The sequence below is a fragment of the Pseudomonas sp. LFM046 genome (genome assembly GCF_000949385.2).
Lineage (GTDB): Bacteria > Pseudomonadota > Gammaproteobacteria > Pseudomonadales > Pseudomonadaceae > Metapseudomonas.
Genome location: NZ_JYKO02000001.1, coordinates 5,742,321 through 5,769,315 on the forward strand (window position 1 = coordinate 5,742,321; position 26,995 = coordinate 5,769,315).

General features: G+C 65.2%; 23 protein-coding genes. 13 read left to right on the forward strand and 10 right to left on the reverse strand.

Annotation, left to right across the window (positions count from 1 at the left end):
* Positions 1-174 precede the first annotated feature (174 nt).
* The 3 genes from uvrD (at position 175) to TQ98_RS26425 (ending at position 4,125) form a co-directional block, all read left to right on the forward strand.
* Positions 175-2,355, forward strand: a complete 2,181-nt coding sequence (gene uvrD, locus TQ98_RS26415) for a DNA helicase II (RefSeq protein ID WP_044873296.1) — start codon at positions 175-177, stop codon at positions 2,353-2,355.
* Between the two features lie 215 nt (positions 2,356-2,570).
* A complete protein-coding gene (locus tag TQ98_RS26420) occupies positions 2,571-3,146 on the forward strand; it encodes a TetR/AcrR family transcriptional regulator (protein WP_044873297.1) in 576 nt (191 codons plus the stop codon).
* Between the two features lie 124 nt (positions 3,147-3,270).
* Entirely contained in the window at positions 3,271-4,125 is an 855-nt protein-coding gene (locus tag TQ98_RS26425; protein ID WP_044873298.1) for a TIM44-like domain-containing protein, read from the forward strand.
* A 264-nt stretch (positions 4,126-4,389) separates the two neighbouring features.
* On the opposite strand, the gene TQ98_RS26430 is transcribed toward TQ98_RS26425, so the two are convergent.
* Positions 4,390-4,854: a YbaK/EbsC family protein gene (locus tag TQ98_RS26430; RefSeq protein WP_044873299.1), complete on the reverse strand. Its 465-nt coding sequence runs from the start codon at positions 4,852-4,854 to the stop codon at positions 4,390-4,392.
* 291 nt (positions 4,855-5,145) lie between these two features.
* Between TQ98_RS26430 and TQ98_RS26435 the strand changes: the two genes are divergently transcribed.
* Complete coding sequence (locus tag TQ98_RS26435) at positions 5,146-5,553, forward strand: SMI1/KNR4 family protein (RefSeq protein WP_044873300.1); 408 nt, start codon at positions 5,146-5,148, stop codon at positions 5,551-5,553.
* Between the two features lie 126 nt (positions 5,554-5,679).
* Here the strand turns inward: TQ98_RS26435 and TQ98_RS26440 are convergent, their stop codons facing one another.
* Positions 5,680-7,443 (reverse strand): cation:proton antiporter, encoded by a 1,764-nt coding sequence (locus tag TQ98_RS26440; protein WP_044873301.1) that lies wholly within the window; start codon positions 7,441-7,443, stop codon positions 5,680-5,682.
* A gap of 220 nt (positions 7,444-7,663) precedes the next feature.
* Entirely contained in the window at positions 7,664-8,326 is a 663-nt protein-coding gene (locus tag TQ98_RS26445; RefSeq protein ID WP_044873302.1) for a GntR family transcriptional regulator, read from the reverse strand.
* A gap of 363 nt (positions 8,327-8,689) precedes the next feature.
* On the opposite strand from TQ98_RS26445, the gene TQ98_RS26450 reads away from it, so the two are divergent.
* From TQ98_RS26450 to TQ98_RS26465, 4 genes are all read left to right on the forward strand, one after another.
* Positions 8,690-10,081 carry an aspartate aminotransferase family protein gene (locus tag TQ98_RS26450; RefSeq protein WP_103103106.1) on the forward strand — a complete coding sequence of 464 codons (1,392 nt, stop codon included), beginning with the start codon at positions 8,690-8,692 and terminating at the stop codon, positions 10,079-10,081.
* A gap of 80 nt (positions 10,082-10,161) precedes the next feature.
* Positions 10,162-11,529, forward strand: coding sequence for a glutamine synthetase family protein (locus TQ98_RS26455; protein WP_044873305.1), 1,368 nt, complete (start codon positions 10,162-10,164; stop codon positions 11,527-11,529).
* Positions 11,530-11,634: 105 nt separating this feature from the next.
* A complete protein-coding gene (locus TQ98_RS26460; RefSeq protein ID WP_044873306.1) occupies positions 11,635-12,432 on the forward strand; it encodes a transporter substrate-binding domain-containing protein in 798 nt (265 codons plus the stop codon).
* Positions 12,433-12,539: 107 nt separating this feature from the next.
* Entirely contained in the window at positions 12,540-13,022 is a 483-nt protein-coding gene (locus TQ98_RS26465; RefSeq protein ID WP_044873307.1) for an acyl-CoA thioesterase, read from the forward strand.
* 1,343 nt (positions 13,023-14,365) lie between these two features.
* Here the strand turns inward: TQ98_RS26465 and TQ98_RS26470 are convergent.
* The 3 genes from TQ98_RS26470 to TQ98_RS26480 all read right to left on the reverse strand — a co-directional run bounded on the left by TQ98_RS26470 (position 14,366) and on the right by TQ98_RS26480 (position 16,789).
* Positions 14,366-14,836 carry a copper chaperone PCu(A)C gene (locus tag TQ98_RS26470; RefSeq protein ID WP_044873308.1) on the reverse strand — a complete coding sequence of 157 codons (471 nt, stop codon included), beginning with the start codon at positions 14,834-14,836 and terminating at the stop codon, positions 14,366-14,368.
* A gap of 99 nt (positions 14,837-14,935) precedes the next feature.
* On the reverse strand, positions 14,936-16,309 hold the full coding sequence (locus TQ98_RS26475) for a PepSY domain-containing protein (protein ID WP_044873309.1): 1,374 nt from the start codon (positions 16,307-16,309) through the stop codon (positions 14,936-14,938).
* A gap of 90 nt (positions 16,310-16,399) precedes the next feature.
* Entirely contained in the window at positions 16,400-16,789 is a 390-nt protein-coding gene (locus TQ98_RS26480) for a DUF2946 domain-containing protein (protein ID WP_103103107.1), read from the reverse strand.
* Between the two features lie 226 nt (positions 16,790-17,015).
* On the opposite strand from TQ98_RS26480, the gene TQ98_RS26485 reads away from it, so the two are divergent.
* On the forward strand, positions 17,016-17,420 hold the full coding sequence (locus tag TQ98_RS26485) for a DUF3301 domain-containing protein (protein ID WP_044873310.1): 405 nt from the start codon (positions 17,016-17,018) through the stop codon (positions 17,418-17,420).
* A gap of 10 nt (positions 17,421-17,430) precedes the next feature.
* On the opposite strand, the gene blaOXA is transcribed toward TQ98_RS26485, so the two are convergent.
* Together blaOXA and TQ98_RS26495 are read right to left on the reverse strand one after the other, a co-directional pair.
* On the reverse strand, positions 17,431-18,216 hold the full coding sequence (gene blaOXA / locus TQ98_RS26490) for a class D beta-lactamase (RefSeq protein WP_044873311.1): 786 nt from the start codon (positions 18,214-18,216) through the stop codon (positions 17,431-17,433).
* A gap of 106 nt (positions 18,217-18,322) precedes the next feature.
* Positions 18,323-19,201 (reverse strand): alpha/beta hydrolase, encoded by an 879-nt coding sequence (locus tag TQ98_RS26495; RefSeq protein WP_044873312.1) that lies wholly within the window; start codon positions 19,199-19,201, stop codon positions 18,323-18,325.
* A 73-nt stretch (positions 19,202-19,274) separates the two neighbouring features.
* On the opposite strand from TQ98_RS26495, the gene TQ98_RS26500 reads away from it, so the two are divergent.
* The 3 genes from TQ98_RS26500 to TQ98_RS26510 all read left to right on the forward strand — a co-directional run bounded on the left by TQ98_RS26500 (position 19,275) and on the right by TQ98_RS26510 (position 24,014).
* The gene (locus TQ98_RS26500) at positions 19,275-21,074 is read left to right on the forward strand and encodes an ATP-binding protein (protein ID WP_044873313.1); all 1,800 of its coding nucleotides are present in this window, start codon (positions 19,275-19,277) and stop codon (positions 21,072-21,074) included.
* Positions 21,071-22,411, forward strand: coding sequence for a sigma-54 dependent transcriptional regulator (locus tag TQ98_RS26505; protein WP_044873314.1), 1,341 nt, complete (start codon positions 21,071-21,073; stop codon positions 22,409-22,411). Before TQ98_RS26500 ends, TQ98_RS26505 begins: the two co-directional genes overlap by 4 nt.
* Before the next feature lie 295 nt (positions 22,412-22,706).
* Positions 22,707-24,014: an MFS transporter gene (locus TQ98_RS26510; RefSeq protein WP_044873315.1), complete on the forward strand. Its 1,308-nt coding sequence runs from the start codon at positions 22,707-22,709 to the stop codon at positions 24,012-24,014.
* 297 nt (positions 24,015-24,311) lie between these two features.
* Here TQ98_RS26510 and TQ98_RS26515 read toward each other — a convergent pair whose 3' ends face one another.
* A complete protein-coding gene (locus tag TQ98_RS26515) occupies positions 24,312-25,277 on the reverse strand; it encodes a CobW family GTP-binding protein (RefSeq protein WP_044873465.1) in 966 nt (321 codons plus the stop codon).
* A 79-nt stretch (positions 25,278-25,356) separates the two neighbouring features.
* Between TQ98_RS26515 and TQ98_RS26520 the strand changes: the two genes are divergently transcribed.
* A complete protein-coding gene (locus TQ98_RS26520; RefSeq protein ID WP_044873316.1) occupies positions 25,357-25,704 on the forward strand; it encodes a hypothetical protein in 348 nt (115 codons plus the stop codon).
* 25 nt (positions 25,705-25,729) lie between these two features.
* Here the strand turns inward: TQ98_RS26520 and zigA are convergent, their stop codons facing one another.
* Positions 25,730-26,938: a zinc metallochaperone GTPase ZigA gene (zigA, locus tag TQ98_RS26525; protein ID WP_044873317.1), complete on the reverse strand. Its 1,209-nt coding sequence runs from the start codon at positions 26,936-26,938 to the stop codon at positions 25,730-25,732.
* Between the last annotated feature and the right edge of the window lie 57 nt (positions 26,939-26,995).

Sequence of the window (26,995 nt, forward strand, 5' to 3'; positions counted from 1 at the left end):
TAAGCGAGCCCGGAGCTTACCCGAGCGGGGAACACGTGCAATAGCTTTATGTGACAGGTTTCTGACGAGCGCCCCCAACTTTTGGAGGGTGTCTGGGCCGGGGATCCGCGACCGTCCGGCTGACCATCCGGTCATCGGTTTGCCCTCCCCCACCCGCGCCCCTAGAATGCCGCGATGCATGACGATCTCTCCCTCCTCCTGAACTCCCTCAACGATGCTCAACGCCAGGCCGTAGCGGCCCCGCTTGGGCGTCAACTGGTGCTGGCCGGCGCCGGTTCCGGCAAAACCCGCGTGCTGGTGCACCGCATCGCCTGGCTGATCCAGGTGGAGCAGGCCTCGCCCCACTCGATCCTGTCGGTGACCTTCACCAACAAGGCCGCCGCCGAAATGCGCCAGCGCATCGAGCAACTGCTGGGCATCAACCCGGCGGGCATGTGGGTCGGTACCTTCCACGGCCTGGCGCACCGCCTGCTGCGGGCCCACTGGCAGGAAGCGGGACTTTCCGAGAATTTCCAGATCCTCGACAGCGACGACCAGCAGCGTCTGGTCAAGCGGGTGATCCGCGACCTCGGCCTCGATGAACAGCGCTGGCCGGCGCGCCAGGCCCAGTGGTTCATCAACGGGCAGAAGGACGAGGGCATCCGCCCGCAGCACATCCAGGCCGGCGGCGACCTGTTCCTCGGCACCATGCTGAAGATCTACGAAGCCTACGAGGCCGCCTGCGCGCGCACCGGGGTGATCGACTTCTCCGAACTGCTGCTGCGCGCCCTGGACCTCTGGCGCGACCGCCCGAGCCTGCTGGAGCACTACCAGCGGCGCTTCCGCCATGTGCTGGTGGACGAGTTCCAGGACACCAACGCCGTGCAGTACGCCTGGCTGCGCCTGCTCGCCAAGGGCGGCGAGAGCCTGATGGTGGTGGGCGACGACGACCAGTCCATCTACGGCTGGCGCGGCGCGCGGATCGAGAATATCCAGCAGTTCTCCAGCGACTTCCCCGATACCGAGGTGATCCGCCTGGAGCAGAACTACCGCTCCACCGCGGGCATCCTCAAGGCCGCCAACGCCCTGATCGCCAACAACCAGGGCCGCCTGGGCAAGGAGCTGTGGACCGAGGGCGAGGAAGGCGAGCCGATTGGCCTCTACGCCGCCTTCAACGAACACGACGAAGCCCGCTACGTGGTGGAAAGCATCGAAAGCGCGCTGAGGAACGGCATGTCTCGCAGCGAGATCGCCATCCTCTACCGTTCCAACGCCCAATCGCGGGTGCTGGAAGAGGCGCTGCTGCGGGAGAAGATTCCCTACCGCATCTATGGCGGCCAGCGCTTCTTCGAGCGCGCCGAAATCAAGAACGCCATGGCCTACATGCGCCTGCTGGACGGCCGCGGCAACGACGCCGCCCTGGAGCGGGTGATCAACGTGCCGCCCCGTGGCATCGGCGAGAAGACGGTGGAGAGCATCCGCGAGTTCTCCCGCGTCCACGAAGTCTCCATGTGGGAGGCCATTCGCCTGATGATCGCCAACAAGGCCCTGGCAGGGCGCGCGTCCAGCGCCCTGGCAGCCTTCATGGAGCTGATCGAGAACCTCGCCGCCAAGGTGCTGGAGATGCCCCTGCACCTGATGACCCAGACCGTCATCGAGCAGAGCGGCCTGGTGGCCTACCACAAGGACGAGAAAGGCGAGAAAGGCCAGGCCCGGGTGGAAAACCTGGAAGAACTGGTCAGCGCCGCACGCGCCTTCGAGAACGAAGAGCCTGAGGACGATCTCACCCCGCTGCAGGCCTTCCTCAGCCACGCCTCCCTGGAGGCCGGCGAAACCCAGGCTGACGCCTTCGAGGACAGCGTGCAACTGATGACCCTGCACAGCGCCAAGGGCCTGGAGTTCCCTCTGGTGTTCCTGGTGGGCATGGAAGAAGGCCTCTTCCCCCACAAGATGAGCATGGAAGACCCGACCCGCCTGGAAGAAGAGCGCCGCCTGGCCTACGTGGGCGTTACCCGCGCCATGCAGCGCCTGGTGCTGACCTACGCCGAAACCCGCCGTCTCTACGGCAGCGAGACCTACAACAAGGTCTCCCGCTTCGTCCGCGAAGTGCCGCCGCAGCTGATCCGCGAAGTGCGGCTGAACAACAGCCTCAGCCGCCCCATGGGTACCACCAGCCGTCACGGCTCCATCTTCGACGGCGCCGCCGTGCCGGAAACGCCCTTCTCCCTGGGCCAGCGGGTGCAGCATTCGCTGTTCGGCGAAGGCACCATCCTCAACTTCGAAGGCGCCGGCGCCCAGGCGCGAGTGCAGGTGAAGTTCGAGACCGAAGGCAGCAAGTGGCTGATGCTGGCCTACGCCAAGTTGCAGCCGCTTTGAACTGAGCGACCTCTCGCCTTCCTCTGTGGGGGCGAATTCATTCGCCAAGGGCAGCGCAGCTGCCCCCTGCACGCCTAAAGGGCGAACCTGCGGTCCGCTTGGCGATTGAAATCGCCCCTACAACGGCACAGCCCGGCGGGCTCGCATACCTCCGCCCGTCCGATCCCGCTGTCGCTACCACGCGCTTGGCCATACTGAGTGGCGGAGGTAATTCCATGCCCCGCTCACCCAGCGCCCAGCAGATCCTCGATTGCGCCCTGAAACTGGCCGACGCCTGTGGCTGGGAGCGCCTGCACCTGTTCGAGGTGGCCAAGGAGCTCGGCGTCGGCCTCGATGCCATCGCCAAGCACTTCCCACAGAAGGACGACCTGGTGGAAGCCTGGTTCGACCGCGCTGACCAGGCCATGCTGACCCGCGCCCAAGGTGACGACCTGGAGGCCCTGAACCCGGAGAAGCGGCTGGAGGAGCTGCTGGTAGCCTGGCTCTCCCCCTTGGCGACGCATCACGCAGTGACCGGGCAGATGCTGCTCTACAAACTGGAGCCCGGCCATTTCCACCTGCAGGTGCTAGGCCTGCTGCGGGTCAGCCGCACCGTGCAGTGGTGGCGCGAAGCGGCCCAACGGCAAACCGTGCACCTGGCCCGGATCATCGAAGAAAGCCTGCTCACCGGCGCCTACCTGCGGACCTTCGTCCACTGGCTGCGCCACCCGCTGGAGGATGAAGCCGACCTGCGCGCCCTGCTGCGCCGGCAACTGCGCTGCGGCCCCCTGGTCTTCCTGCTGCGCAAGTGAACGGCATGCCCGGAAACGTCCGACGGGCCTGTATGACAAAATCCCGAAACACTCTGCCGCTAGCCAATGCCACACCGACTGTGCAGCATGGCGCGCGTAGATTCATAACCAAGAGATGCCTCTGATGCGCCGATTCCTCAGTATTGCCCTGGCCCTTTGCGTCGGCCTGACGCTCAGCCTGGATGTCAACGCCGCCAAGCGACTGGGTGGCGGCAAGTCCTTCGGCTCCGCGCCGACCCACCAGACCCGCCAGGCGCAACCCGCCCAACAAGCCCCGAACGCCACCGCCACCGCTCCGATGGCCGGCCGCCAGCCCGCTGCCGCCAGCGGCGCTTCCCGCTGGCTCGGCCCGCTGGCCGGCCTTGCCGCCGGTGGCCTGCTGGCCTCCATGTTCATGGGTGACGGCTTCGAAGGCATGCAGATCTTCGACTTCCTGATCATGGGCCTGATCGCCTTCCTGATCTTCCGCTTCCTGGCCGCCCGCAAGCGCCAGCAGCACCAGGGACAGCCGGCCATGGCCGGTCACGCGCCCTTCCAGCGTGAAATGCCGCAGCAGCAGGCGCCGATCTTCGGCAGCGCCGCCCCCGTCGCCCAGCCGGCCTTCAACGCCCCGAGCTGGTTCAACGAGCAGCGCTTCCTCGAAGCCGGCCGCGAGCACTTCATGGCCCTGCAGCAGCACTGGGACGCGGGCGAGATGGACAAGATCGCCGAGTTTTTCACCCCGCAGATGATGAATTTCCTCAAGGAAGAGCGCGCCAGCCTGGGCGAGGGCTACCAGTCCACCTACATCGACAACCTCCACGTGCAGATGGACGGCATCGACGAGCTGGCCGACAAGACCGTCGCCACCCTGACCTTCACCGGCGTCTCCAAGACTTCCCGCTTCGACCAGGGCGAAGGCTTCAGCGAAAGCTGGCGCATGGAGCGCCTGAACGGCGACAACCAGCCCTGGCTGGTGGCGGGCATCCGCCAGAACTGATCGACCCTGCTATGAAAAACCCCGGGCCAGTCCCGGGGTTTTTCATTGGCGGCGCCCTCCGCCCCGACGCCAACGGCGCCGCGCAATGGAGCGGCGGAACCAGAACGGCGGTGGCTGAGCGGGACGCCCAATCTTGAGCTTCTTCATGATTTAGCGAGCTAGAGAAGAACAAGGCGAAATTGGCTGAGGGCGCGGAGTTTACGAGTTGTAAATGAGCAGCCCGAAGCCAATTTCAACGCAGTTATTCCGACGCGCAGCCAATCATTAATGGCAGAGCTCGCAGACTTCGGCATGCGGCACCAGCTTCAGATAATCATCCATGCGCATGTGCACCAGGCTCTCGTGGTCACCGGCCTCCAGGTAGATGTCGCGTTGCCGGGTCAGTTGCGGGTCCAGCACCATGTTCATTCCGTACGACTCGCCCAGCGCCGGCACGGCACCGAGTTCGCAGTCCTTGAACAGGCCGGCCAGGGTGGCTTCGCTGGTGAGCTGCCAGGCCTTGGAATCCTTGCGCACCTTGCCCACGTCGAGGTGCCGGCTGGCGGGCACCACCGCCATGAGGAAGTGGCCTTGGCGGTCGTCGAGGATCACGGTCTTGGCCAGGCGCTCCGCCGGCACGTTGGCCACCCGGGCCGATTCCAGGCTAGTGGCCGAGTGCGGATGCGGCACCAGGTCGAATGGGGTGTGGGTACGCTCCAGGCTGCTCTTCAGGGTTGCGGCCATTCGCATGATGCACCTCCTGTGGATAACCAGGGTTGGGACTGCCGCGGGCAGCCCTATCGGTGCTCAAAGTTTAGCCACCCCAGCCCTGACCGGGCTGAAACACTTGGTGCTGAGCCGGACCTCCTAAAGCAGCCTGAGGCCTAAGCGCGACGAAGCTGCGTGCGGGTGAGGACGATGGATCCGGGCGAATGATTGTCCCCGCCGGACCGGCCGAGCCGCTCGGAAGATCGAGCCCCGATTTGCCGCTCGATCTGGCTACTGTATAAAGCGCATCCCAATGCATGAGGGCCTGCCGCCGTGGAAGAAGTCATCGAACAACTGCGCGAACTCAACGAGCCGGTGCCGGTTCCGCTGGAGCTGCCGGACGAGGAGCTGCTGGTGGAAATCGAGGAGCAGTTGCTGATCAACCTGCCCTTCGAGCTGCGCGAATTCCTGCTCAAAGTCAGCGACGTGGTGTATGGCCGCCTGGAGCCGGTGACGGCCACCGACCCGCAGTCCCACACCTACCTGCCGGAAGTGGCCGCCGTCGCCTGGGACCTGGGCGTGCCCCGCGATCTGGTGCCGCTCTGCCAGGACGGCCGCGACTACTACGTGGTCGACGGCGAGGGCGAAGTCCTGCTGTGGGACGGCGACGAGCAGGAACTCACCGACGAGAGCTGGGATTCCGTGTGGCACTGGGCGCGGGACGTCTGGCTGGCCAGCTGAACCCCATTGAACAACGTCGTTGTCCGGTAGGGTGCGCCATGCGCACCAGCGATCTAACAGCGCGCAGAGCCGGTTCCGCAGGCGGTGCGCGCAGCGCACCCTACGTCGTGCGTCTCGCGTCGCCGCTCAGCGGTGATGGTTGTCCTGGTTCTGCTCCAGGGTCTCCATCAGGGCGATCTGCATCCGGGAATGCACCCGGATCAGCCAGCGCCAGAGCAGCGCACTGACGGCCGCCGCCACCAGCGCTATCAGTACCAGCAGCTCCAGGGTCGGCAGGATGCTCGCCGAGAGCGCCATCAGCAGCAGCAGGATGCCCAGCAGCGAGAGCAGCGGAATCACCTCTGCGATCACCTTGCGCACCCGCTCCGTGTGGCGCCCGGCCTTGTCCGCGCTCACGCCCATCTCCGCCAGCAGCATGGAAAGCGCCTTGAGCTTGCGGTAGGCGGCGATCAGGAACGGCAGCGACAGCAATAGCGCGCCACCCCAGATCAGCGCCTTCTGCTGGTTGGGCGACGCCACCCAGTCACTCAGGTACTCGGCCAGGGTGCCGGCGAAATAGGCGCTGCCGAGGAAGATGGCCACCACCAGCGCCAGGTTCACCAGCACCTGCAGCAGGATCTTGCGGATCATCCCCGCCAGCACCGCGCTCTGACCCTGCGGCTGAATGCTCCGTAGCCATTCGCCGTATAGACCAAAGACCCGCGCCAGCGGCCCCGGCATCACCTGCGCCAGCTTGATGGACAACGGATCGGCGGCGCGGATCAGGTAAGGCGTCAGCAGGGTGGTGATGGCAGACACGGCCACCGCCACCGGATAGAGGAAGTCGCTGGTGACCTGCAGGGTGATGCCCAGCGCGGCGATGATGAAGGAGAACTCGCCGATCTGCGAAAGGCCCATGCCCACCCGCAGCGAGGTGCGGCCGTCATTGCCGGCGATGAAGGCGCCGAGGCCGCAGGAGAGCATCTTGCCGAGCACCACCGCGAGGGTGATGACCACGATGGGCCAGGCGTATTCCACCAGCACCTTGGGGTCGATCAGCAGGCCGATGGCGACGAAGAAGATGGCGCTGAACATGTCCCGCATCGGCTCCACCAGGCGCTCGATCTGCGCCAGCTGGCGCGACTCGGCCATGATCGCGCCGATCAGGAAGGCCCCCAGGACCATGCTGTATTCCAGCTTCACCACCAGCAGGCAGAAGCCGAAGCACAGGCCCAGCACCGTCACCAGCAGCATCTCGTTGCTTTCGAACTTCGCCACATAGGCCAGCAGGCGCGGCACCAGCAGGATGCCGATGACCAGGGCAACGATCATGAACAGGCTGAGCTTGCCGACAGTGGCGAACACGTCGCCGGTTTCCACCGTGCCGCTCACCGCGATGCCGGACAGTAGCGCGATGATGCCGATGCCGAGGATGTCTTCGACGATCAGCACGCCGAAGATCAGTTGGGCAAAGCGCTCGTTCTTCATCTTCAGGTCGCTGAGCGCCTTGACGATGATGGTGGTGGACGAAATGGCCAGAATCGCGCCGAGGAACAGCGAATCCATGGTGCTCCAGCCGAAATAGCTGCCGATCTGGTAACCGATCCAGATCATCAGCACGATTTCCAGGAAGGCGGCGATGAACGCCGTGGCCCCCACCCGGAACAGCTTCGCCAGGCTGAACTCCAGCCCCAGACAGAACATCAGAAAGATCACCCCCAGCTCGGCCAGGGTCTTGATCGTTTCTTCGTCGTGGATCAGTTCGAAAGGCGGCGTGTGCGGTCCGATGATGAAGCCGGCGACGATGTAGCCCAACACCACCGGCTGTTTGAAGCGGTGGAAAAGGATGGTCACCATGCCCGCGACCAGCATGATCACGGCGAGGTCCTGAATGAAGGCTATGGCATGCATGGCGGCGGACTCCTGTTTCTGCAATGCGCGGCACAGCGGGCCCGCGCGCGGGCTTCTCGCTTGGCTCCTGCGGGGCCATGTAGGAATTGAGGAAGTTGAAGATAGGAACTTTCGCAGGTTATCACCGCACTCCTACGCGCCAGGCTGGAGCAACACGCGGTAACACTTGCGTCAGGGGAGTAGCGGGAGCGAGGTCGGCTCGCTCCCGGGAGGTGAAGGATCAGCCGCTGCGGACCTGGGCGAAATCCAGCTCCAGGAGGTTGAGGAGCACCTGGAAGAAGAACGAGAGATCCTGCTCGATGGCAGCGCGCGCGGCCTCGCCATCGCCGGCCAGCAGCGCTTCGAAGGCGTCTTCGTGGAAATCGTTGAGGCGCAACGACAGGTCCGCCTCGGTGAACAGGCGATTGAAGAAGGGGCCGACCTGCAGCCAGAGGGATTCGATGGTACGCAGCAGGACCGGGTTGCCGCAGGCGCCGTAGAGCACCCGGTGGAACCGGCTGTTATCGGTCAGATAGCCCTGCACGTCGCGCCGTTCGATGGCGACGTCCATGCGCTCCGTGCAGCCCCGCAGGGTCTCCAGTTCCTCGCCCGTGAGCTGGCCCGCCGCCGCTTCCACGGCCATGCCTTCCAGCGCCATGCGCACCTGGAAGATCTGCTTGAAGCGTTCGCGGGTCATGGGCGGCACGCGCACCGAGCGCTGTGGCTCACCCTCCAGGGCGCCTTCGGCCACCAGGCGCTGCAAGGCGGCGCGCACGGGCATCGGACTGGTGCCCCAGGCGGCGGCGAGATCGCGAATCTTCAAGCGCTCGCCGGGTTTGAACTGGCCTGCCAGCAGGCCTTCGCGTAGTCGTTGGTAAAGTTGTTCCTGCAGGTTCTCGGCCATGGCATATCACCCTGCAAGGGCCGGTGGCGCCGGCAGTTGGTTCAGGGTCAGGCTGCAGTTACGCATGATTTTGGTCGCCTTCTAGTCTTGGGTTGATGGCCGTGCCGACACCTGCATTCCAAAGGGCCGGGCGGCAGCGAAGTGTATCGCGGCGGTCACCCGCGTTTCCGCTGGACATTCGGCAGATACGGAGTGCCACAGAGATCGAATCCCATGCCAATGGTGGGAATCCAACTGGCCCTTCATTCGGCCCTGTGATCACAAATACGGATTCACGTTAAATTTCATGGCCTGTTTTCGCAAGTCTTGACAGAATTGTGATCACAAAACAGGATGTGCAGAAATTCGAACGAGGTGTTCAACATGACTGCCAGTGGTATCAGCCAAGCCGCCGTGGAAACGTTCGCTGCCCGCGAACGCGCCCGGTTCCTCGAGCGCAACCCGAAATCCGTCGCTCTCGCCGAACGCGCGCACAAGTCCCTCTACGCCGGCGTGCCGATGCACTGGATGGCCGACTGGTCCACGCCCTGCCCGCTGTTCGTCGAGCGCGCCAAGGGCGCCCGCTTCTATGACGTGGACGGCCACGAGTACATCGACTTCTGCCTGGGCGACACCGGCACCATGTTCGGCCACTCGCCGGACCCCATCGCCCGCGCCATCGCCGAGCAGGCCAACAACGGCCTGACCACCATGCTTCCGGGTGAGGACGCCGTGGTCTGCGGCGAACTGCTGGCCGAGCGCTTCGGCCTGCCCTTCTGGCAGGTGACCGCCACCGCCACCGACTCCAACCGCTACGTGCTGCGCTGGGCCCGCGCCATCACCGGGCGCAAGACTCTGCTGGTGTTCGACGGCTGCTACCACGGCACCGTGGACGACGTGATGGTGCGCTACCGCGACGGCGAGACCGTGCACCGCTCCGGCCTGGTGGGCCAGGCCTACGACCTCACCCAGTACAGCCGCTCGATTCCCTTCAACGATGTCGAGGCGCTGGAAGCCGCGCTGGCCCAGGGCGACGTCTGCGCCCTGCTCTGCGAGCCGGCGATGACCAATATCGGCATGGTCCTGCCCGATCCGGGCTTCATGCAGAAATGCCGCGAGCTGACCCGCAAGTACGGCAGCCTGCTGATCATCGACGAGACCCACACCATCTCCACCAACATCGGCGGCTGCACCCAGCTGTGGAATCTCGACCCGGACTTCTTCGTGGTCGGCAAGCCCATTGCCGGTGGCGTGCCCTGCGGCATCTTCGGCTGCAGCGCGGACATGGCCGAGCAGATGCTCGCCTCGCGCAAGAAAGCCCAGGAAGACAGCCATGGCCACGGCCACAGCGGCATGGGCACCACCCTCTCGGCCAACGCCCTGGCCATGCACTGCATGCGCGCCAACCTGGAACAGGTGATGAACCAGGCCGCCTACGACCACATGCTGCCCCTGGCCAAGCGCCTGGCCGACGGCTTCCGCAGCCTGATCGCCAAGCACGACCTGAAATGGTCGGTGACCGAACTGGGCGCCCGCAGCGAATTCCAGTTCTGCCCCGTCTCGCCGCGCACCGGCGCCGAAGCCGAGGCCGCCTTCCACGACGAGCTGCAAATGGCCCTGCACCTCTACCTGATCAACCGCGGCATCCTGATCACGCCCTTCCACAACATGACCCTGTGCTGCCCGGCCACCACCACGGCGGATGTGGACCAACTGATCGCCACCCTGGACGAAGCCATCACCAACCTGCTGGCCATCCCCGGCGCGCGCCTCTGAGGTCTTTCATTTCGTAGATTCGTAGGATGGGTGGAGCGAAGCGATACCCATCGATGCCCGACACATACAGGTCCACCATCATGCAATTCGCCAATCCCCAGGAAGCCCGCGACTTCCTCGAACAACACCCCGAAGTGCGCAGCATCGAGCTGATGCTGATCGACGCCAACGGCATTCCGCGCGGCAAGCTGCTGCATCGCGACGAGTTGCTGCCGATCTTCGAGCACGGCCGCCCGCTGCCCAGCTCCATCCTCTCCCTGACCATCCAGGGCGAGGACGTCGAAGCCAGTGGCCTGGTCTGGGAAGTGGCCGACGCCGACTGCTGGACCTATCCGGTCCCCGGCTCCCTGTCGCTGCAACCCTGGCGCGCCACACCCACCGGCCAGGTGCAGGTGAGCATGCACCCGACCCAGGGCCTGCCGGCCACCCCCGGCGACCCGCGCCATGTGCTGGCCCGCGCCATCGACCAGCTCAAGGCCGACGGCTACCACCCGGTGATGGCGGTGGAGCTGGAGTTCTACCTGCTGGACAAGAACCGCGACGCCAACGGCCGTCCGCAACCGGCGCTGCAGATGAACGGCGTGCGCCCGCAAGCGCCCCAGGTCTACGGAGTCTACGAACTGGAGCAACTCCAGCCCTTCCTCGATGACCTCTATGCCGCCTGCGAAGCCCAGGGCCTGCCGGTGCGCACCGCCATTTCCGAGTACGCCCCCGGCCAGCTGGAGCTGACCCTGGAGCACCGCTTCGACGCCCTGCGCGCCGTGGACGAAGGCATCCGCTACAAGCGCCTGGTCAAGGGCGTGGCCAACAAGCATGGGCTGATCGCCTGCTTCATGGCCAAACCCTTCGGCGACCTGGCCGGCAGCGGCCTGCACATGCACGTCAGCCTGGCCGATGAGCAGGGCAACAACCTGATGGCCAGCGAAGACCCCCACGGCACCCCGCTGCTGCGCCACGCCATCGGCGGCATGATGGCCACCCTGAACGACGCCCTGGCGATCTTCTGCCCCAACGCCAACTCCTACCGCCGCTTCCAGGCCAACAGCTACGCGCCGCTGGCCAAGAGCTGGGGCGTGAACAACCGCACCGTGTCCTTCCGCGTGCCCGGCGGGCCGGCCAAGAGCCGCCACGTCGAACACCGCATCTGCGGCGCCGACGCCAACCCCTACCTGGCGGCGGCGGCGATTCTCGCCGGTATCCACAAGGGCATCCGCGAGCAGATCGACCCGGGCGAGCCCATCGTCGGCAACGGCTACGAGCAGGCCCGCGAAACCCTGCCCACCGACTGGCTGACTGCGCTGCGCAACCTGGAACAGTCGACCTGGGCCCGGGACGCCCTGGGCGAGGACTTCCTGAAGATCTTCCTGGCGATCAAGTGGGAAGAATTCCGCCAGTTCGTCAGCGAAGTCGGCGAACAGGACTGGCGCTGGTACCTGACCCATGCCTGACGGGGTCGGGACGACGGAGGCGGCGATCGACCACGCGCCGCCCACGGCGTCCATCGCCCAGCTGCTAGGCTCATTGGCAACGTCCCACGACTTTCAGGCCCGCCGATGAAGGGAGCGATCCTCGCGCTGCTGTTCCTGGCTCTTGGCGTCTGCCAAGCGGAACCGCTTCGCGTGGGTCTGGAGAGCCAGGATTACCTGCCCTACTACCGCGCCCTGCCCGGCCAGCCCGCCGAAGGCTATGCCATCGCCCTGCTGCAGCGCTTCGCCAGCAGCCAGGGCATGAGCCTGGAGCTCGAAGCCCTGCCGATCAACCGCCTGCACCGCAACCTGCAGACCACCGACCGCCTGATGCTGGTGTTCCCCGACAACCCCGAGTGGTCGCGCCAGCTCAAGGGTGACGTGCGCATGCACTACAGCCAGCCGGTGATCCGCATCGTCGACGGCAGCGTGGTGCTGCGCGAACACCTTGGCCGCGGCGTCGACGCGGTGCGCCGTCTCGGCACGGTGCGCGGCTTCACCCCCGAGGCCTGGCAGGAACGGCTGCAGGGCGGCCAGGTTCAACTGGTGGAAGCCAGCGACGTCGGCAGCCTGGTGCGGATGCTGCTGCGTCTGCGGATCGACGCGATCTATGCGAACCCGGAAGTGCTGCACCACTATCTGGAGGCGAATACCGACCTCGGCGGCGACCGCCTGCTGCTGGACCCTGCCCTGCCCCTGGTCCGAACCGCCTTCCACGCCAGCAGCCTGAAGCACCCGGAACTGCTGGAAGCCCTCGACCGCTTCCTGGCCGAGCACGCCGACGAACTGGTCCAGCTCCGTCGCGAGCACGGCCTGGCCTGCGGCCCCAGTGACCTGGCGGAACAGGTGCCGGCCTGTCCCCAGCCGGCCGCCGCGGTGCCCTGAACCCGCTTATCCACAAGCCGGTCATGATTACGCACGAGACTCGCCCTGTGGCGCCCCGGCGCCCGCCCGCGTCTACCCCTGACAGACCCCAGAACGACGAGGCCACCATGGAACCCGGAACCGCACAACTGTCGATGACCGTCCTCATGACCCCGGACATGGCCAACTTCTCCGGCAATGTCCACGGCGGCACCCTGCTCAAATACCTGGACGAAGTCGCCTATGCCTGCGCCAGCCGCTATGCCGGCCGCTACGTGGTGACCCTCTCGGTGGACCAGGTGATCTTCCGCGAACCCATCCACGTGGGCGAGCTGGTGACCTTCCTCGCCTCGGTGAACTACACCGGCAACACCTCCATGGAGGTGGGCATCAAGGTGGTGACCGAGAACATCCGCGAGCGCTCGGTCCGCCATACCAACAGCTGCTTCTTCACCATGGTCGCCCTGGACGACGAGCGCCGCCCCGCCCAGGTACCGCCCCTGCAGCCACACACGGCCGACGAGAAGCGCCGCTTCGCCCAGGCCAAGCAGCGCCGCCAGATCCGCCAGGAGCTGGAAGCGCGCTACCAGGAAATGCGCGAGGGCAGCTGAGCCCTCGTTTTTCCACCTTCTTCCCCAAAATCAGTGGAAGAGGCTGTGGATAACGTGTAGACCAAGCGCCAGGCCCCACGTAGCGCGGGCCTCCCCGGAGCCTGGCGGTTTTCTGAACGTTTTCAAACACTTGGGTTGTGCACTGCTCACAGATGCTGTGCAGCAGGCTGTGGATAAACTGTTTGGATACCGCTGCAGCCCGCGCCAGCCGGGCCTTTCAAGCATCTGATCATTTCCTGACCAATTTAGCCGTCGCGCTGGACTCCAGACGTGGCGCGGCTTTGCCGATTTCCGGCCAGCGCTCGCTGAAAGGCCTTTTCCCACGATTTCCGTGGATGATCCTGTGTATAAGTTGTCGATGGGTGCTCAGAGGCCAGGCTGGGCGCAGCTTTCCACTGATCGGATATTTTTCGAGCAAAATCATAGGTATAACTTATCCCTTGCTCACAAAATCTGTGTAGCCCTCTGTGGATATTCTGTGCGGCCAATGCTGGAGGCCCCGGTTGGCGCTGCCTACAGCAACCTGATCATTTTCTGCTCGCTGCCCCCTGCTGCTTTCGACATTGTGCATAACCCCCAGCCTGCTTCGGCCGTATGGGGGCAAATTCATTTGCGAATCCGAGCCCAGGCGGCAAGCCAGCGTCATCCTGATCCTGCGGAACACGCCGCATGGCGCAATTCATACACAGGGCGGCGGGCTTTTTGCCCAAATACAGTGGATGCCGCTGTGGATAAGCTGTAGTTCGACCGCTGCGTGCCGCGCCAGCCGAGGAATGCAGGGTTTTGTACGTTTTTCGTTCTGATTCAATAAGTTAGCCTGTGCATTGCACACATTATCTGTGCAGGCCTCTGTGCATAACCTGTTCAGCCATGGCTGTAGCCCAGGGATAGCGGGGCCTGCGGCAAACTGATCACGAATTGATCAGCCTCGCTCCTGCTGTGCACAACCCTTCTCTTCGGTGCGGGCTGGCGCTGAACGCAGCATCGTCTCGGGCCCCGGAACAGCCTTTCAGCCGGCATGTCCCGGCCCAACAGCCACCTCTCAAGCCCGAATATCCACAAGGCCGTGAACAATTATTCAGTCTTGTGCCCAGATTACGTGGATGGCCCTGTGGACAACGTGTCCATGAATGGCCCTGAGCCAGGCACGGCGCGGCCTGCCGGCAATTGAGCATTTTTCCAGCGGTTTCAATGACTTATGCCGTTGGCTGCACACAGAATCTGTGCAGCCAACTGTGGATAAAGTGTGGAATCACGCCGCCAGCCCACGGCTGGCGTGGCCTGGCGAGAACGGGTCATTTTTCAACCAGTTCTCGCCGAAGAACGGGCTTGTGCCCTTGGGATCAGTGCTGATGCTCGGCCGCGCCGGGCGGCGCTTCCTTCTGCACGTGGATTTCCACGTCCAGGTCACCCGCCTTCTGGAAGTGCAGGGTCATGGGGAACTTGTCGCCGTCGTTCAGCGGCTGCTTCAGGCCGAACATCATGAAGTGGTAGCCCCCCTGCTCCAGACGGACTTCGCCGCCAGCGGGGATATCCAGGCCGCCCTGGACTTGCTGCATCTTCATCAGGCCGTCTTTGTGCAGGTGCTCGTGGATCTCGGTCTTGCCGGCACGCGCCGTATCGGCGCCGAGCAGTTTGTCCGCCTGTGCGCCCATGTTGTGGATAACCAGGTAAGCGGCGCCGTTGGGCGAAACCGCCGGTACGGCCATCGCCCAGGGATGCTCGATATGCAGCGACCCCAGGGTGTAGTCATGGGCGTAGAGGTTGCCGGAAACGCTCAGCAGGGCTCCCAGGGCCAGCAAAGTCTTGCGCATGTTGGAACTCCATTTGATCGAATGTTTGCGCCCACCTCGGCAGGCGCCGATTGCTTTCCATTGCGGACGCGACCACTAAGCCGCGTCCGCATCGCCGGCTTAGCCGGTCACGACCTTGCCGCCGCCGATGCGCGACAGCACCAGCCAGTCCAGCGCCCAGACCGCCAGCAGGGACAGGCCCACCAGCGGAAAGGCGATGCCGAGGCCGATCATGATCACCACCGCGGTTTTCCACAACGGCAGGTCATGGCGCAGCGGCGGCACGCCAAGGCGGCCCTGCGGGCGGCGCTTCCACCACATCACCAGGCCGCTCACCGAACTGAGGAGGATCAGCAGGCAGACCGCGAACATCAGCAACTGGTTGGCCAGGCCGAAGAACTTGCCTTCGTGCAGCACCACGCCCATTTCCACGCTCTTGGCCACCAGGCCGTAATCCTGCCAGCGGATATCGGCCAGCACCTTGCCGCTGTATTGGTCCAGGTGCAGCGTCGCGTCGTTGCGCGGATCGTCAGCGAACACCGCGATGCTGAACACACCGGTGGCATCCGCCGGCAGGGTGATGCTGTAACCCGGCACCACACCGCGTTCACGCGCGGTGTCCACCACCTGCTGCAGGCCCACCTGTCCGGCGCCGCCAGCGACGCCCGACGCCGCATGGCCCTTGTGGGCGGCATGGGGATCGGAGGCCGGCATCGGCGTGTTTTCCACAGCCCAGGCGACGGTCTGGTCGGTGGCGGTGTTGAGGCTGCGGGCCTGCTGGTCGGACTGGGGTACTTCATTCCACATGGCGGCCGGGAAACGGTTCCAGACGTCGGCGAATTGCTCGCCCCAGAAGCCCGTCCAGGTCATCCCGGTGAGCAGCATGAACAGCAGCACCAGCGAGCCCCAGAAACCGGTCACGGCATGCAGGTCACGCCAGAACAGGCGCCCGCGACTGGCCAGGCGCGGCCAGAACACACCTCGCATCACCTGGCCCCGGGGCCACCAGAGGTAGAGCCCGGACACCACCAGGACGATGGCCCAGCCGGCGGCCAGTTCGATCAGCCGATCGCCAACGCTGCCGATCAGCAAGGTCCCGTGCAGGGAGCGGGAGATCGCCTGCAGATTGCGCTCGGCATCCTGGGTGCCCAGCACGCGGCCGCTGTACGGGTCGAGGAAGAGGTTGGTCTTGCGCCCGTCCAGGCTCACCACGAACTGGGCGCTGTGCTCGGCGTCCACGGGAGGCAGGTACTGGCTGACGGTGGCTTGTGGATAAGCCTGGCGCACCTTCTCCAGCTGCTGGTCGGCGCTGAGGGGCTGGCCGTCGGCGCGAACCTGCATCAGGTCGCTGTAGAGCAGGTTGTCCAGCTGAGGTTTGAACAGGTAGATGCTGCCGGTGACCGCCAGCATGATCATGAACGGGATGACGAACAGCCCGGCATAGAAATGCCAGCGCCACGCCAGGTTGTAAAAGGAGACAGTGTGCTTCGACATTGTCGTGCTCCCTGATGAACCAGTGGCCCGCGCGCAATTGCGCCGGAAAGGGCCGGCGCGTGCGGAACGCGGAAAAGAGGGTTGCGAGGATCAGGAAAGCGCGACGGGAGGAGCGCGGGTCAGGGCACCGGGAAACACCGCCTGGGTGGCGTGACCGGCCTGGGGCGCGGGCACCAGCGGCGGATTGCCGGAATCGGCCAGGGTCAGGCCGTGGAGTGCGGTAGAGCCAAGGGCTGGCGAGTTGAACAGCAGGGTGCAGTAGCCGCACTTGGCCCAGGACATTTCATGGGCCGGCATGGCCGGCTCGTGGCTAGACGGACCGTGGTCACTGCCGGAGCAGGCCAGCTCACCCATCCACGGCGGCACTTCGCCGGCCTGGCCGAGGCTCTGTACCTGGGACACCACCGGGCCAACGAACAGCAGCAGCATGGCCAGAAGGCCAAGCCAGGCGCCGCGCTGTCGTGTTCTGCGGTAGGTCAAAGGGACGGTTCCATGCCGGTCGGTTGGGGGCGCCTATGCTAGCCAAGCGCCTGCTCGGGCAGAAGCCTAGTCGCTGGGACAGAAGGCCGCAGGCCGGATGCACCGTTTTTCTCGCCGCTCGGCAGCGAGACAGCCTCGGGCGCTAAGGTGGACGAAACCGTATCGAACTGGCCCTCTGAAACCATGCCGGATGGTTTAAGCTTGAAGCTATGTCTCTGGAGTCAACATGCTGAGCCTGGCTGACGTTTTCCTGCTGATGTTGTTCGCCACCGGCGCAGCCTGGCTGTGGCGCGGCCACGGCGTGCGCGAGCGCGCCCTGGTGCTGGCCAAGCAGCATTGCGCGCGACTCGATGTGGAATTGCTGGATGGCAATGTCGCCTTCCGCCGCCTGGCGTTGGTGCGCGACGGCAAGGGCAACCGCCGGCTGGCGCGCATCTACGACTTCGAGTTCACCGTCACCGGCGAACAGCGTCTGACCGGCAGCCTGCAGATGTTCGGCAACCACCTCGGCCGTATCGACCTGGAAGCCCACCCCTTCCAGGCCGAGCCTCATCTGGACGGCAAAGTTATCCACATGAGCGAGTGGCGGCGTAACCACCCCAAGCCGGACGAACAGCGCCGCGTGGATTGATCCACAGCCCTCAGCGAATCACCCCCAACTGCCTCAACGCCGCCTTGCCCAGTTCCACGCGCTTGGGCAGGTCCGCTTCACCCGTCATGTCGATATTCAGGGCAAACGCCTGGATTTCGCCCTGCTTTTCCACCCAACCGACCCACCAGCCTATCGGCGGTTCCTCGCGCGTGGCCCAGCCGGTCTTGCCGTAGAGGGCCCAGTCCGGGCCCTGCTCCAGCAGGGCGATTTCCCGCACCTTTGCCTGGGCGTCGGCCGGGAACGGCAGGCGCCCCTTGGCCAGGCCGGCAACGAAGCGGGCCTGCTCCAGGGCACTGATCTTCAGCGGCCCCCGTAGCCAGAAGATATCCACAACCTTGCCGACCTCGGCATTGCCGTAGTCAAGCCGGCGCACCGCCTCGGCCATGCGCGGCAAGCCGATGCGCCGCGCCAGCTCCTGATAGATCGGGACATTGGAGATGCGTATGGCCTCGCGCAGGCCCATGTTCTTCTCCCAGGCCTTGATCGGCTGGGGCTTGCCACCGTAGGGCAGCACTTCGTCCACGCTGGACACCGCGCCTGTGGATAAACCAATCAGGCTGTTGGCCAGCTTGAAGGTGGAGGCCGGGAGATAACGCCGCTCGGCGCGGACCCGATCATGGCCAACCAGGGTTTCCCGCTGCGGATCGTAAAGCACGAAGGTGCCCTTGAGACCCTGCTGCTGGAACAGCTGCGCCACCTCCGGGCTTTCCTGCCACTGCGCGGCTGCCGCCCAACCACTCGCCAGGGCCAGGAGGCCCGCCAACATCCATTTCATCTGCCTTGCTCCTTTAGCCATTCCAATCTGTGGATAACCCCCTGCCAGTCTTCTTCGCCTGCCTGCCCCATGGACCGGTGCCGGAAGGATGCCCGCCGCGGGTCGCTCATGCCGAGCGCAGCAGAAACTCGGCCGTGCGTTCGGCACTGACCTGGGGATGCTCCTGCATGAAGCAGTGGCCGCCTTCCACCACCTGGGCGCTGATATGGCCATTGAGCGCGGTCAGACGCGCCACCGCCTTCGCCACGAAGGGGTAACTGTTCTGGCCATGGAAGATCAGGGTCGGGGTGACGATGCGTCCCAGGGACGGCCACAGACGCTTCGGGAAAGAACTGAAGATCTCCGCCTCGCGGCTCGGCCGGCACTTGAGCTCGACGCCGTTATCCACAGCCTTGAGTGCATGGTCCACATAGCCCCGCAGCGCGTCCTCGGTCCACCCCTTGAAGGTGCCGCGGCCATGCAACCCGTTCCACGCCGCCTCGCGGTCGGCCCAATGACTGCGCCGAGCCCGCGCGCGGCTGGCCATGGTGGTGCGGCGATGCAGCCCGAGGACCTCGGAAAACGCCATCACACCGATCATGGCCGGGGTGAAGATGACCGGATCGAGCAGCACGGCGCGGCTGAACAACTGGGGATGGCGAGCCAGGATCAGGCTGGTGAGCACCCCGCCGAAGCTGTGCCCCACCGCCATGCGCGGCACCTCGCCGAACGGCCCTCGCCCCGCCTCGAAGGCTTCCACCGCCAGCTCGGCGTTGCGGTTCCAGCCGAGGAAGCGGCCGCCATGGTCACTGTCGCCGTGCCCCTGGATATCGCACAGCCAAAGGTCGAAATCCTGAGCCAGCGCCTGCAGCAGGGGCGTGTAGGTACGACCGCAGAAGCCATTGCCATGGAGGAAGTGCAGAAGCGGCTTGCCGGAGGGCTGGCTGTGCCAGCCGCGCAGGGTGAATCCGGCCGAAGTCGAGTGGGACCAGGGGAGCAATTGCATCGAACGTGCCTCGAATTGACTGGGCGGCAGTGTATCCGCTGATACCGCCCAAAAGCAGGGGGCAGGGCCAGCCATGCTATCGTCGGCGCCTGCACTCCAAGGACATCACACCTTGATCTCCCGCCCCTTGCGCATCGCCCTGCTGATCCTGCTGCTGCTCGCCGGCCTGTTCCTGGCGATGCACCTGGCCGGACGCCAGGCCGAACACCAGGCCCTGCGGGATGAAGGCGAGCAGGCCCGCGGGCAGCTGACCCTCTACGCCGGCAGCCTGCGCACGCTGATCGACCGCTTCCGCGCCCTCCCCGCCGTGCTCGCCCTGGACCCGGAGGTGCGCAGGATTCTCCAGGGGCCTGTGGATAACAACCAGCAGCACCAGCTCAACCTCAAGCTGGAGCAAATGAACCGCGCCGCCGGTTCCACGACCCTGGAACTGCTGAACCGCGACGGCCTCGCCGTAGCCGCCAGCAACTGGCGCTCCCCCACCAGCTACGTCGGCCACAACTACGGCTTCCGTCCCTACTTCAACGAAACCCGCGCCCACGGCAGCGGCCGCTTCTACGCGGTGGGGGTGATCAGCGGCATCCCCGGTTACTTCCTCGCCAGCGCGGTGCGCGGTGAACAGGACGAGTTCGTCGGCGCCATGGTGGTGAAGCTGGAGTTCCCCGAGCTGGAACAGGAATGGAGCCAGAGTGCGGACATCATCCTGGTCAGCGACGCCCGTGGCGTGGTGTTCATCGCCAACCAGCCGGGCTGGCGCTATCGCGAGTTGCAGGCGATCCCCGCCGAAGGCCGCGCCGAGATGAGCACCACCCGCCAGTACGACAAGCAGCCCCTGGCCCCACTTATCCACAACACCCTGGCGGACTTTGGCGACGGCAGCCGATTGGCACGGGTCGATGGGCCGGCCGGCCAGGCCGACTACCTGTGGGAAAGTCTGCCGCTGCCCAGCGAAGGCTGGACCCTGCATCTGCTGCGCACCCCGCAGGACGCCGCCAGCAGCGCCCGCAATGCCAGCCTGGCGGCCGGCGGCGCCTGGTTGGCGCTGTTCTTCCTCGCCCTCTTCCTGCACCAGCGCTGGCGCCTCGCGCGCATTCGCCAACGCAGTCGCGAGGAGCTGGAGCAACTGGTGGAGCAACGCACCGCCGCCCTGCGCACCGCCCAGGACGGATTGATCCAGGCCGCCAAGCTGGCTGCCCTGGGTCAGATGTCCGCTGCGCTGGCCCATGAGATCAACCAGCCCCTGACCGCCCTGCAGATGCATCTCGCCAGCCTGCGCCTGATGCTCGACAACGGCCACCTGGAGCAGGCGCGCAAGGCGTTGACCCGGCACGACGAGTTGCTGCAACGCATGGCCGCCCTGACCGGCCACCTGAAGACCTACGCGCGCAAGACACCGGGCGGCCTGCGTGAGTGCCTGGAGCTGGGAAGCGTTGTGGATAAGTCCCTGCAGCTGCTGGCCCCTAATCTGCGCGATGCGAAGGTGGAGATCAGCCAGGAGCTGAACGTCCCGGCGTGGATTTCGGGGGACGCCATCCGCCTGGAGCAGGTGCTGGTCAATCTGCTTCGCAATGCCCTGGATGCGGTGGCCGGCAAGCCCGAACCGAGATTGTGGATAACCGTGCAACGGGATGCCGACAGCTGGTTGCTGCAGGTCGCCGACAATGGCGGCGGCATCGCCGAAGAAGACCTGCCCCGGGTCTTCGACCCCTTCTTCACCACCAAGCCGGCGGGTGCCGGCCTGGGTATCGGACTGGCGGTGTCCTACGCCATCGTCCACGAACTCGGCGGCACCCTGAACGCCGCCAACCAGGCCGACGGCGCGGTGTTCAGCCTGCGTCTGCCTGTGGATAAAGTCAGAGAGGAAATGCCATGACAGCCCAGGTGATCTTCGTCGACGACGAAGCGGCCATCCGCGAAGCCGTGCGCGAGTGGCTGGAGCTTTCCGGCTTCGAGGTGCAGGTGGAATCCAGCGCGCAAGACTGCCTGAAGCGTCTCGGGGCGGATTTCCCGGGTGTCGTCGTCAGCGACCTGCGCATGCCGGGCATGGATGGCATGGCCCTGCTCCAGGCCGTGCAGGCCCTGGACCGCGAGCTGCCGTTCCTGATGGTCACCGGCCATGGCGACGTGCCCCAGGCAGTGGAGGCCATGCGCCTCGGTGCCTACGACTTCATCGAGAAGCCCTTTACCGCCGAGCGCCTGCTGGACAGCCTGCGCCGCGCCCTGGAGAAGCGCCGGCTGGTGCAGGAGAACCGTCGCCTGCGCATCCAGGCGGCGTTCAAGGACCAGCTCGACGGCCGCCTGCTCGGCGTGTCCCGGCCCATGCTGCAGTTGCGCCGCCAGGTGCTGGAACTGGCGGGCACCCCTGTGAATATCTTGCTGCGCGGGGAGACCGGCGCGGGCAAAGAGATGGTCGCCCGCTGCCTGCATGATTTCGGCCCCCGCGCCGGCAAACCCTTCGTGGCACTGAACTGTGCGGCGATCCCGGAAAACCTCTTCGAGAGTGAACTGTTCGGCCACGAGAGCGGCGCCTTCACCGGCGCCCAGGGCAAGCGCATCGGCAAGATCGAACACGCCCACGGCGGCACCCTGTTCCTCGACGAGATCGAGAGCATGCCCCTGGCCCAGCAGGTGAAGCTGCTGCGGGTATTGCAGGAGCAGCGCCTGGAGCGGCTGGGCTCGAACCAGAGCATCGCTGTGGATATCCGTGTGGTGGCCGCCACCAAGCCGGACCTGCGGGAGGAAGTGCGCGCCGGCCGCTTCCGCGAGGACCTGCTCTACCGCCTCAACGTCGCTGAACTGCAATTGCCGGCCTTGCGCGAGCGGCGTGAGGACATTCCCCTGCTGTTCGAACACTTCGCCCGCCTGGCCAGCGAGCGCCTGGGCCGGCCGCAGCCCACCCTGACCCCGGCGGAACTGGCGCAGTTACTGGCCCACGGCTGGCCGGGGAACGTCCGCGAACTGGCCAATGCCGCCGAACGCCATGTCCTGGGGTTATCCACAGGCCAGGCGGAACGTGTCGAGGGCGAGCCGTCCCTGGCCGAGCTGATGGAGGCTTACGAGGCCCAATGCCTGCGTCAGGCCCTGGCGCGCTGCCAAGGGGACATCAAGGCGGTGATGGACCTGCTGAGCCTGCCCCGCCGCACCCTCAACGAGAAGATGGTCCGCCACGGCCTGGCACGCAGTGAGTTCCTGCCGGGCGAGGATGATTGACGGCGCAAACGCTGTCGTAGGTTGGCGCTGAGCGAAACCCAACGATCCCGGCATCGATTCCTCGTGGGGCCTTGCGGGCTCGGCACCCAACCTACGGAAGCGCCACGCATCGGCGGAATCTTGCTCATCGCCCTCCCGGCGTCGGCAGGATTCCGCGCATGATCGCCGTCGATTCCCGCTGAAACCCTTCTATTCCGCACCTTTCCTCCGCTGGCACAGCTCCTGCTATGAGCCAGATGCCCAAGCGCGGCCACGGCCAGCGCCCACAACAACAACTAAGCGTCGAGGAAACATGATGGATAGCTCCAGCACCCTGACTGCCTCTGCAACACCCCGCACGACATCCCAGCGCATCAAGTCCATTTTCAGCGGCTCGGTGGGCAACCTGGTGGAGTGGTACGACTGGTACGTATACGCCGCCTTCTCGCTCTACTTCGCCAAGGCCTTCTTCCCCCAGGGCGACACGACCGCCCAATTGCTCAATACCGCCGCCATCTTCGCCGTAGGCTTCCTGATGCGCCCCATCGGCGGCTGGCTGATGGGCATCTACGCCGACCGCAAGGGCCGCAAGGCCGCCCTGCTGGCCTCCGTCCTGCTGATGTGCTTCGGCTCGCTGATCATCGCCCTGACCCCCAGCTACGAAACCATCGGCGTCGCCGCGCCCATCCTCCTGGTGGTCGCACGCCTGCTGCAGGGGCTCTCGGTCGGCGGTGAATACGGCACCTCGGCGACCTACCTCTCGGAAATGGCCACCAAGGAGCAGCGCGGCTTCTTCTCCAGCTTCCAGTACGTGACCCTGATCTCCGGCCAGCTCGTCGCCCTGGCGGTGCTGATCGTCCTCCAGCAGACCCTGAGTGCCGAGCAGTTGGAAAGCTGGGGCTGGCGCGTACCGTTCTTCATCGGCGCCCTGTGTGCGGTGGTGGCCATGTTCCTGCGGCGCGGCATGGAGGAAACCGACTCCTTCACCAAGACGAAGGAGAAGCCGAAGGAAAGCCTGCTGCGCACCCTGATGCGTCACCCCAAGGAAGTGCTGACCGTGGTCGGCCTGACCATGGGCGGCACCCTGGCCTTCTACACCTACACCACGTACATGCAGAAGTACCTGGTGAACACCGTGGGCATGAGCAAGGACGACTCGACCATGATCTCGGCCGCCACGCTGTTCCTGTTCATGCTGCTGCAGCCCATCGTCGGCGGGCTTTCCGACAAGATCGGCCGCCGTCCGATCCTGATCGCCTTCGGCGTGCTGGGCACCCTGTTCACCTACCCGATCCTCAGCACCCTGCACAGCATCGAAACCTGGTGGGGCGCGTTCTTCCTGATCATGGCGGCGCTGATCATCGTCAGCGGCTACACCTCGATCAACGCCGTGGTGAAGGCCGAACTCTTTCCCACCGAAATCCGCGCCCTGGGGGTGGGCCTGCCCTACGCGCTGACCGTGTCCATCTTCGGCGGCACCGCCGAGTACGTGGCGCTGTGGTTCAAGAGCATCGGCATGGAAAGCGGCTTCTACTGGTACGTCACCGCCTGCATCGCCTGCTCGCTGCTGGTGTACGTGTTCATGAAGGACACCCGCACCCATTCGCGGATGAACCACGAATGACCGGGCGCTGAGCCTGGATCGTTGCCAGACGGGCCCTTCGGGGCCCGTTTTCGTTGGTGGGGAAGGTAAAACGCATCGATCTGATGGGTTTCGCTTCGCTCTACACCATCCTACGAAGGTCCCGCTGAGCTCACAGGGCGTGGCGAAGCTGGCCGCCGTAGGATGGGGTAGAGCGGAGCGATACCCATGCGGACAGAACTGATTCGCGAGCTCGCAGAACGCGCGCGACCCATCCTGCGATTTGCAGGGCCCTTCGCGAATGAATTCGCTCCTACAAGAGAAGCGGTATCTGCGCCGCTAACCCAGCCTGCACGCCTCCATTCCCGCCTTGAGCGCCGCCTCATCCTGAGGCCCGGCGAAGATCAGTTCCAGACGCGAATCCTTGCGCCATTCGCTGGCCTGCCAGTGGATCGGCGCGCCGTCCAGGGCATTGCCGGAGAGCCAGCCGGCGTTGGTCTGGAGCACCAGCTTGGCCCGACGCCAAGGCAGGCTGGAGAGCCAGAGTTGCAGGCGCGTCAGCTCGAATTTCTGGCTCGGATGCCACCGCCAACCAATGCTCCAGCCGTCGGCGCTGCCCTGGATCTGGCAGATCGGTTCGGCGGGATTCGTCCACAGAACGGGAGATTTACCCACACCTGTTGGTAACTCATCGATACCAACAGCTTTTCCACGTTGTGCATGGATGCCTGGAAGCTGCTCGATGTCTAGCCTTCCTTGCGTCGTCCACAGCCGAGGCACAGCAGGCAGTTTCAGGGAAAGTTGTTCACAGGTGGCCGAATCCAGGTTTTCGGCCTTGTTTAGTAGCACAAGGCCAGCACCCAAAAGTGCCTCTTGCTGGCTGTCTGGCAGTAGCTGGCCCGTAGCCAGCGCCGCCGCGTCCAGCACCATCACGCTCGGCTGTAGCGCCAGGACGCCCTCCCAAGGGGGTTCGCGTAGCTGTCGCAGTAGCTCGACGGGATGTCCGAGTCCGGAGGGTTCAATCAGTAGCCGGTCCGGCCGGGCCTTGCGCAGTAGCCGAGCCAGGCCCACCTGGAAGGGGGCACCGTTGACGCAGCAGACGCAGCCGCCTGCCACCTCCGCCAGGGCGATGCCGTCGTCATCGCTCGTCAGTAGCGCGGCGTCCAGGCCGATCTGGCCGAACTCGTTGATCAGTACCGCCCAGCGTTCGTGGGCAGGCCGCTGCGCCAGCAGCTGGCGGATCAGGCTGGTCTTGCCGGCGCCCAGGGGTCCGGCGATGACATGGGTAGGGATATGAGTAAGCATCGGGATAGGGTGCTGCTTCACGGGCGGCCTGCAAAGCCCCGTGCTAGAGTCGCGTCCTTCATGACCTGGAAGACCTCCCATGCGTATCTGGTTGCTGCCCCTGCTGCTGTTGCTGTCCGTTGACGCTCGCGCCGATGCCTGCGTTATCCACAGCCAGGGCGAAGGACTGGATGTGAAGCTCTGCCAGGAAAACCGTAGCATCCCCTCGCAACTCTTCCATGACGGGTTCTGCAAGCCGGAGATGAAGGGCCAGAAGGTCGAAGTGACCTATGTGGATAAGTGCCCCACCGGCGCGTTTGGCGTGTGCCGCAACGCCAAGGTCAGCAACCAGCCCTACCGTCAGGATCTTCATTACTACGGTGTCGCCAGCGACGCGCGCTACCTGAAGCCCTTCTGCGAAGGCCAGAGCCAGGGGAAGTGGGAGTAAGGACAGACGCCTTCCAGGGTCTCCATCAGGCGCCCTCCTCCTCCGCCCAGGGCCCGAAGGGATCGGACAACATGGCCCAGCCCTCTGGCCCCATGGCCATTTCGTCGTCGTCCAGCAGGCAGGCATCCAGCGCCTCCCGCAGACGGTCGAAGTCGATACCCTGGCCGATGAACACCAGTTCCTGACGGCAGTCACCCACCTCCGTGCTCCAGTGCTGCATCACCGCCTGCTGGTCCTCTTCGTCCTGGGGCCAGTGCTCGCGGGGCACGAAACGCCACCAGCGGCCAGCCAGGCCATGACGCATCAACCCTCCTGCCTGGGACCAGTTGCCGGCTTCCCGATAGCGGCTGGCCAGCCAGAAGAACCCCTTGGAGCGCAGCAGACGGCCATTGCTCCACTCTCCGTCGAGCAAGTCGAAGAAGCGTTGGGGATGGAACGGGCGCCGGGCCCGGTAGACCGTCGAGGCGATGCCGTATGCCTCGGTTTCCGGCGGGTGCTCGCCGCGCAGTTCCTTGAGCCAGCCCGGTGCCCGGGCCGCGCGCTCGAAGTCGAAACAGCCGGTGTCGAGGATGCGCTTCAGCTCCACCTGCCCCAGCACCATGGGCAGCACCTCGGCGTCGGGGTTGAGGCGGCGCAGGATGGAGGTCAGCTCTTCCCGCTCCGCGCTTGAGATCAGGTCGATCTTGCTGATGAGCAGCACATCGGCGAATTCCACTTGTTCGATCAGCAGTTCGCTGATGCTGCGCTGGTCGTCCTCGCCCAGGGTTTCCCCCCGGCTGGCCAGGCTCTCGCCTGCCTGGTAATCCCGCAGGAAGTTCACGCCGTCTACCACTGTGACCAGGGTGTCGAGCCGTGCCAGGTCGGACAGACTCCGGCCCTGCTCGTCGCGGAAGGTGAAGGTTTCGGCCACGGGTAGCGGTTCCGAGATACCGGTGGATTCGATCAGCAGATAGTCGAAGCGCCCTTCGCGGGCCAGGCGACTGACTTCCTCCAGCAAGTCTTCGCGCAGGGTGCAGCAAATGCAGCCATTGCTCATTTCCACCAGGCGTTCCTCGGCGCGGTTCAGGCTGACGTCGCGCTGAACCTCACTGGCGTCGATGTTGATTTCACTCATGTCGTTGACGATGACGGCCACACGCAGCCGCTCGCGGTTGCGCAGGATGTGATTGAGCAGCGTGCTCTTGCCGGCGCCGAGGAAGCCGGAGAGTAGGGTGACGGGTAGGCGTGGGTGCATGGGGAGTCCTATGAGTCGCGCAGCCGAAGGCGTTCGCGTTGTTGCTGACGTTGCTTG

What these genes read in the sequence shown, in the direction of transcription:
- uvrD (WP_044873296.1), top strand. Translation starts at nt 175, where the DNA reads ATGCATGACGATCTCTCCCTCCTCCTGAACTCCCTCAACGATGCTCAA.
- TQ98_RS26420 (WP_044873297.1), top strand. Translation starts at nt 2,571, where the DNA reads ATGCCCCGCTCACCCAGCGCCCAGCAGATCCTCGATTGCGCCCTGAAA.
- TQ98_RS26425 (WP_044873298.1), top strand. Translation starts at nt 3,271, where the DNA reads ATGCGCCGATTCCTCAGTATTGCCCTGGCCCTTTGCGTCGGCCTGACG.
- TQ98_RS26430 (WP_044873299.1), bottom strand. Translation starts at nt 4,854, where the DNA reads ATGCGAATGGCCGCAACCCTGAAGAGCAGCCTGGAGCGTACCCACACC.
- TQ98_RS26440 (WP_044873301.1), bottom strand. Translation starts at nt 7,443, where the DNA reads ATGCATGCCATAGCCTTCATTCAGGACCTCGCCGTGATCATGCTGGTC.
- TQ98_RS26445 (WP_044873302.1), bottom strand. Translation starts at nt 8,326, where the DNA reads ATGGCCGAGAACCTGCAGGAACAACTTTACCAACGACTACGCGAAGGC.
- TQ98_RS26450 (WP_103103106.1), top strand. Translation starts at nt 8,690, where the DNA reads ATGACTGCCAGTGGTATCAGCCAAGCCGCCGTGGAAACGTTCGCTGCC.
- TQ98_RS26455 (WP_044873305.1), top strand. Translation starts at nt 10,162, where the DNA reads ATGCAATTCGCCAATCCCCAGGAAGCCCGCGACTTCCTCGAACAACAC.
- TQ98_RS26460 (WP_044873306.1), top strand. Translation starts at nt 11,635, where the DNA reads ATGAAGGGAGCGATCCTCGCGCTGCTGTTCCTGGCTCTTGGCGTCTGC.
- TQ98_RS26465 (WP_044873307.1), top strand. Translation starts at nt 12,540, where the DNA reads ATGGAACCCGGAACCGCACAACTGTCGATGACCGTCCTCATGACCCCG.
- TQ98_RS26470 (WP_044873308.1), bottom strand. Translation starts at nt 14,836, where the DNA reads ATGCGCAAGACTTTGCTGGCCCTGGGAGCCCTGCTGAGCGTTTCCGGC.
- TQ98_RS26475 (WP_044873309.1), bottom strand. Translation starts at nt 16,309, where the DNA reads ATGTCGAAGCACACTGTCTCCTTTTACAACCTGGCGTGGCGCTGGCAT.
- TQ98_RS26485 (WP_044873310.1), top strand. Translation starts at nt 17,016, where the DNA reads ATGCTGAGCCTGGCTGACGTTTTCCTGCTGATGTTGTTCGCCACCGGC.
- blaOXA (WP_044873311.1), bottom strand. Translation starts at nt 18,216, where the DNA reads ATGAAATGGATGTTGGCGGGCCTCCTGGCCCTGGCGAGTGGTTGGGCG.
- TQ98_RS26495 (WP_044873312.1), bottom strand. Translation starts at nt 19,201, where the DNA reads ATGCAATTGCTCCCCTGGTCCCACTCGACTTCGGCCGGATTCACCCTG.
- TQ98_RS26500 (WP_044873313.1), top strand. Translation starts at nt 19,275, where the DNA reads ATGCTATCGTCGGCGCCTGCACTCCAAGGACATCACACCTTGATCTCC.
- TQ98_RS26505 (WP_044873314.1), top strand. Translation starts at nt 21,071, where the DNA reads ATGACAGCCCAGGTGATCTTCGTCGACGACGAAGCGGCCATCCGCGAA.
- TQ98_RS26510 (WP_044873315.1), top strand. Translation starts at nt 22,707, where the DNA reads ATGGATAGCTCCAGCACCCTGACTGCCTCTGCAACACCCCGCACGACA.
- TQ98_RS26515 (WP_044873465.1), bottom strand. Translation starts at nt 25,277, where the DNA reads ATGCTTACTCATATCCCTACCCATGTCATCGCCGGACCCCTGGGCGCC.
- TQ98_RS26520 (WP_044873316.1), top strand. Translation starts at nt 25,357, where the DNA reads ATGCGTATCTGGTTGCTGCCCCTGCTGCTGTTGCTGTCCGTTGACGCT.
- zigA (WP_044873317.1), bottom strand. Translation starts at nt 26,938, where the DNA reads ATGCACCCACGCCTACCCGTCACCCTACTCTCCGGCTTCCTCGGCGCC.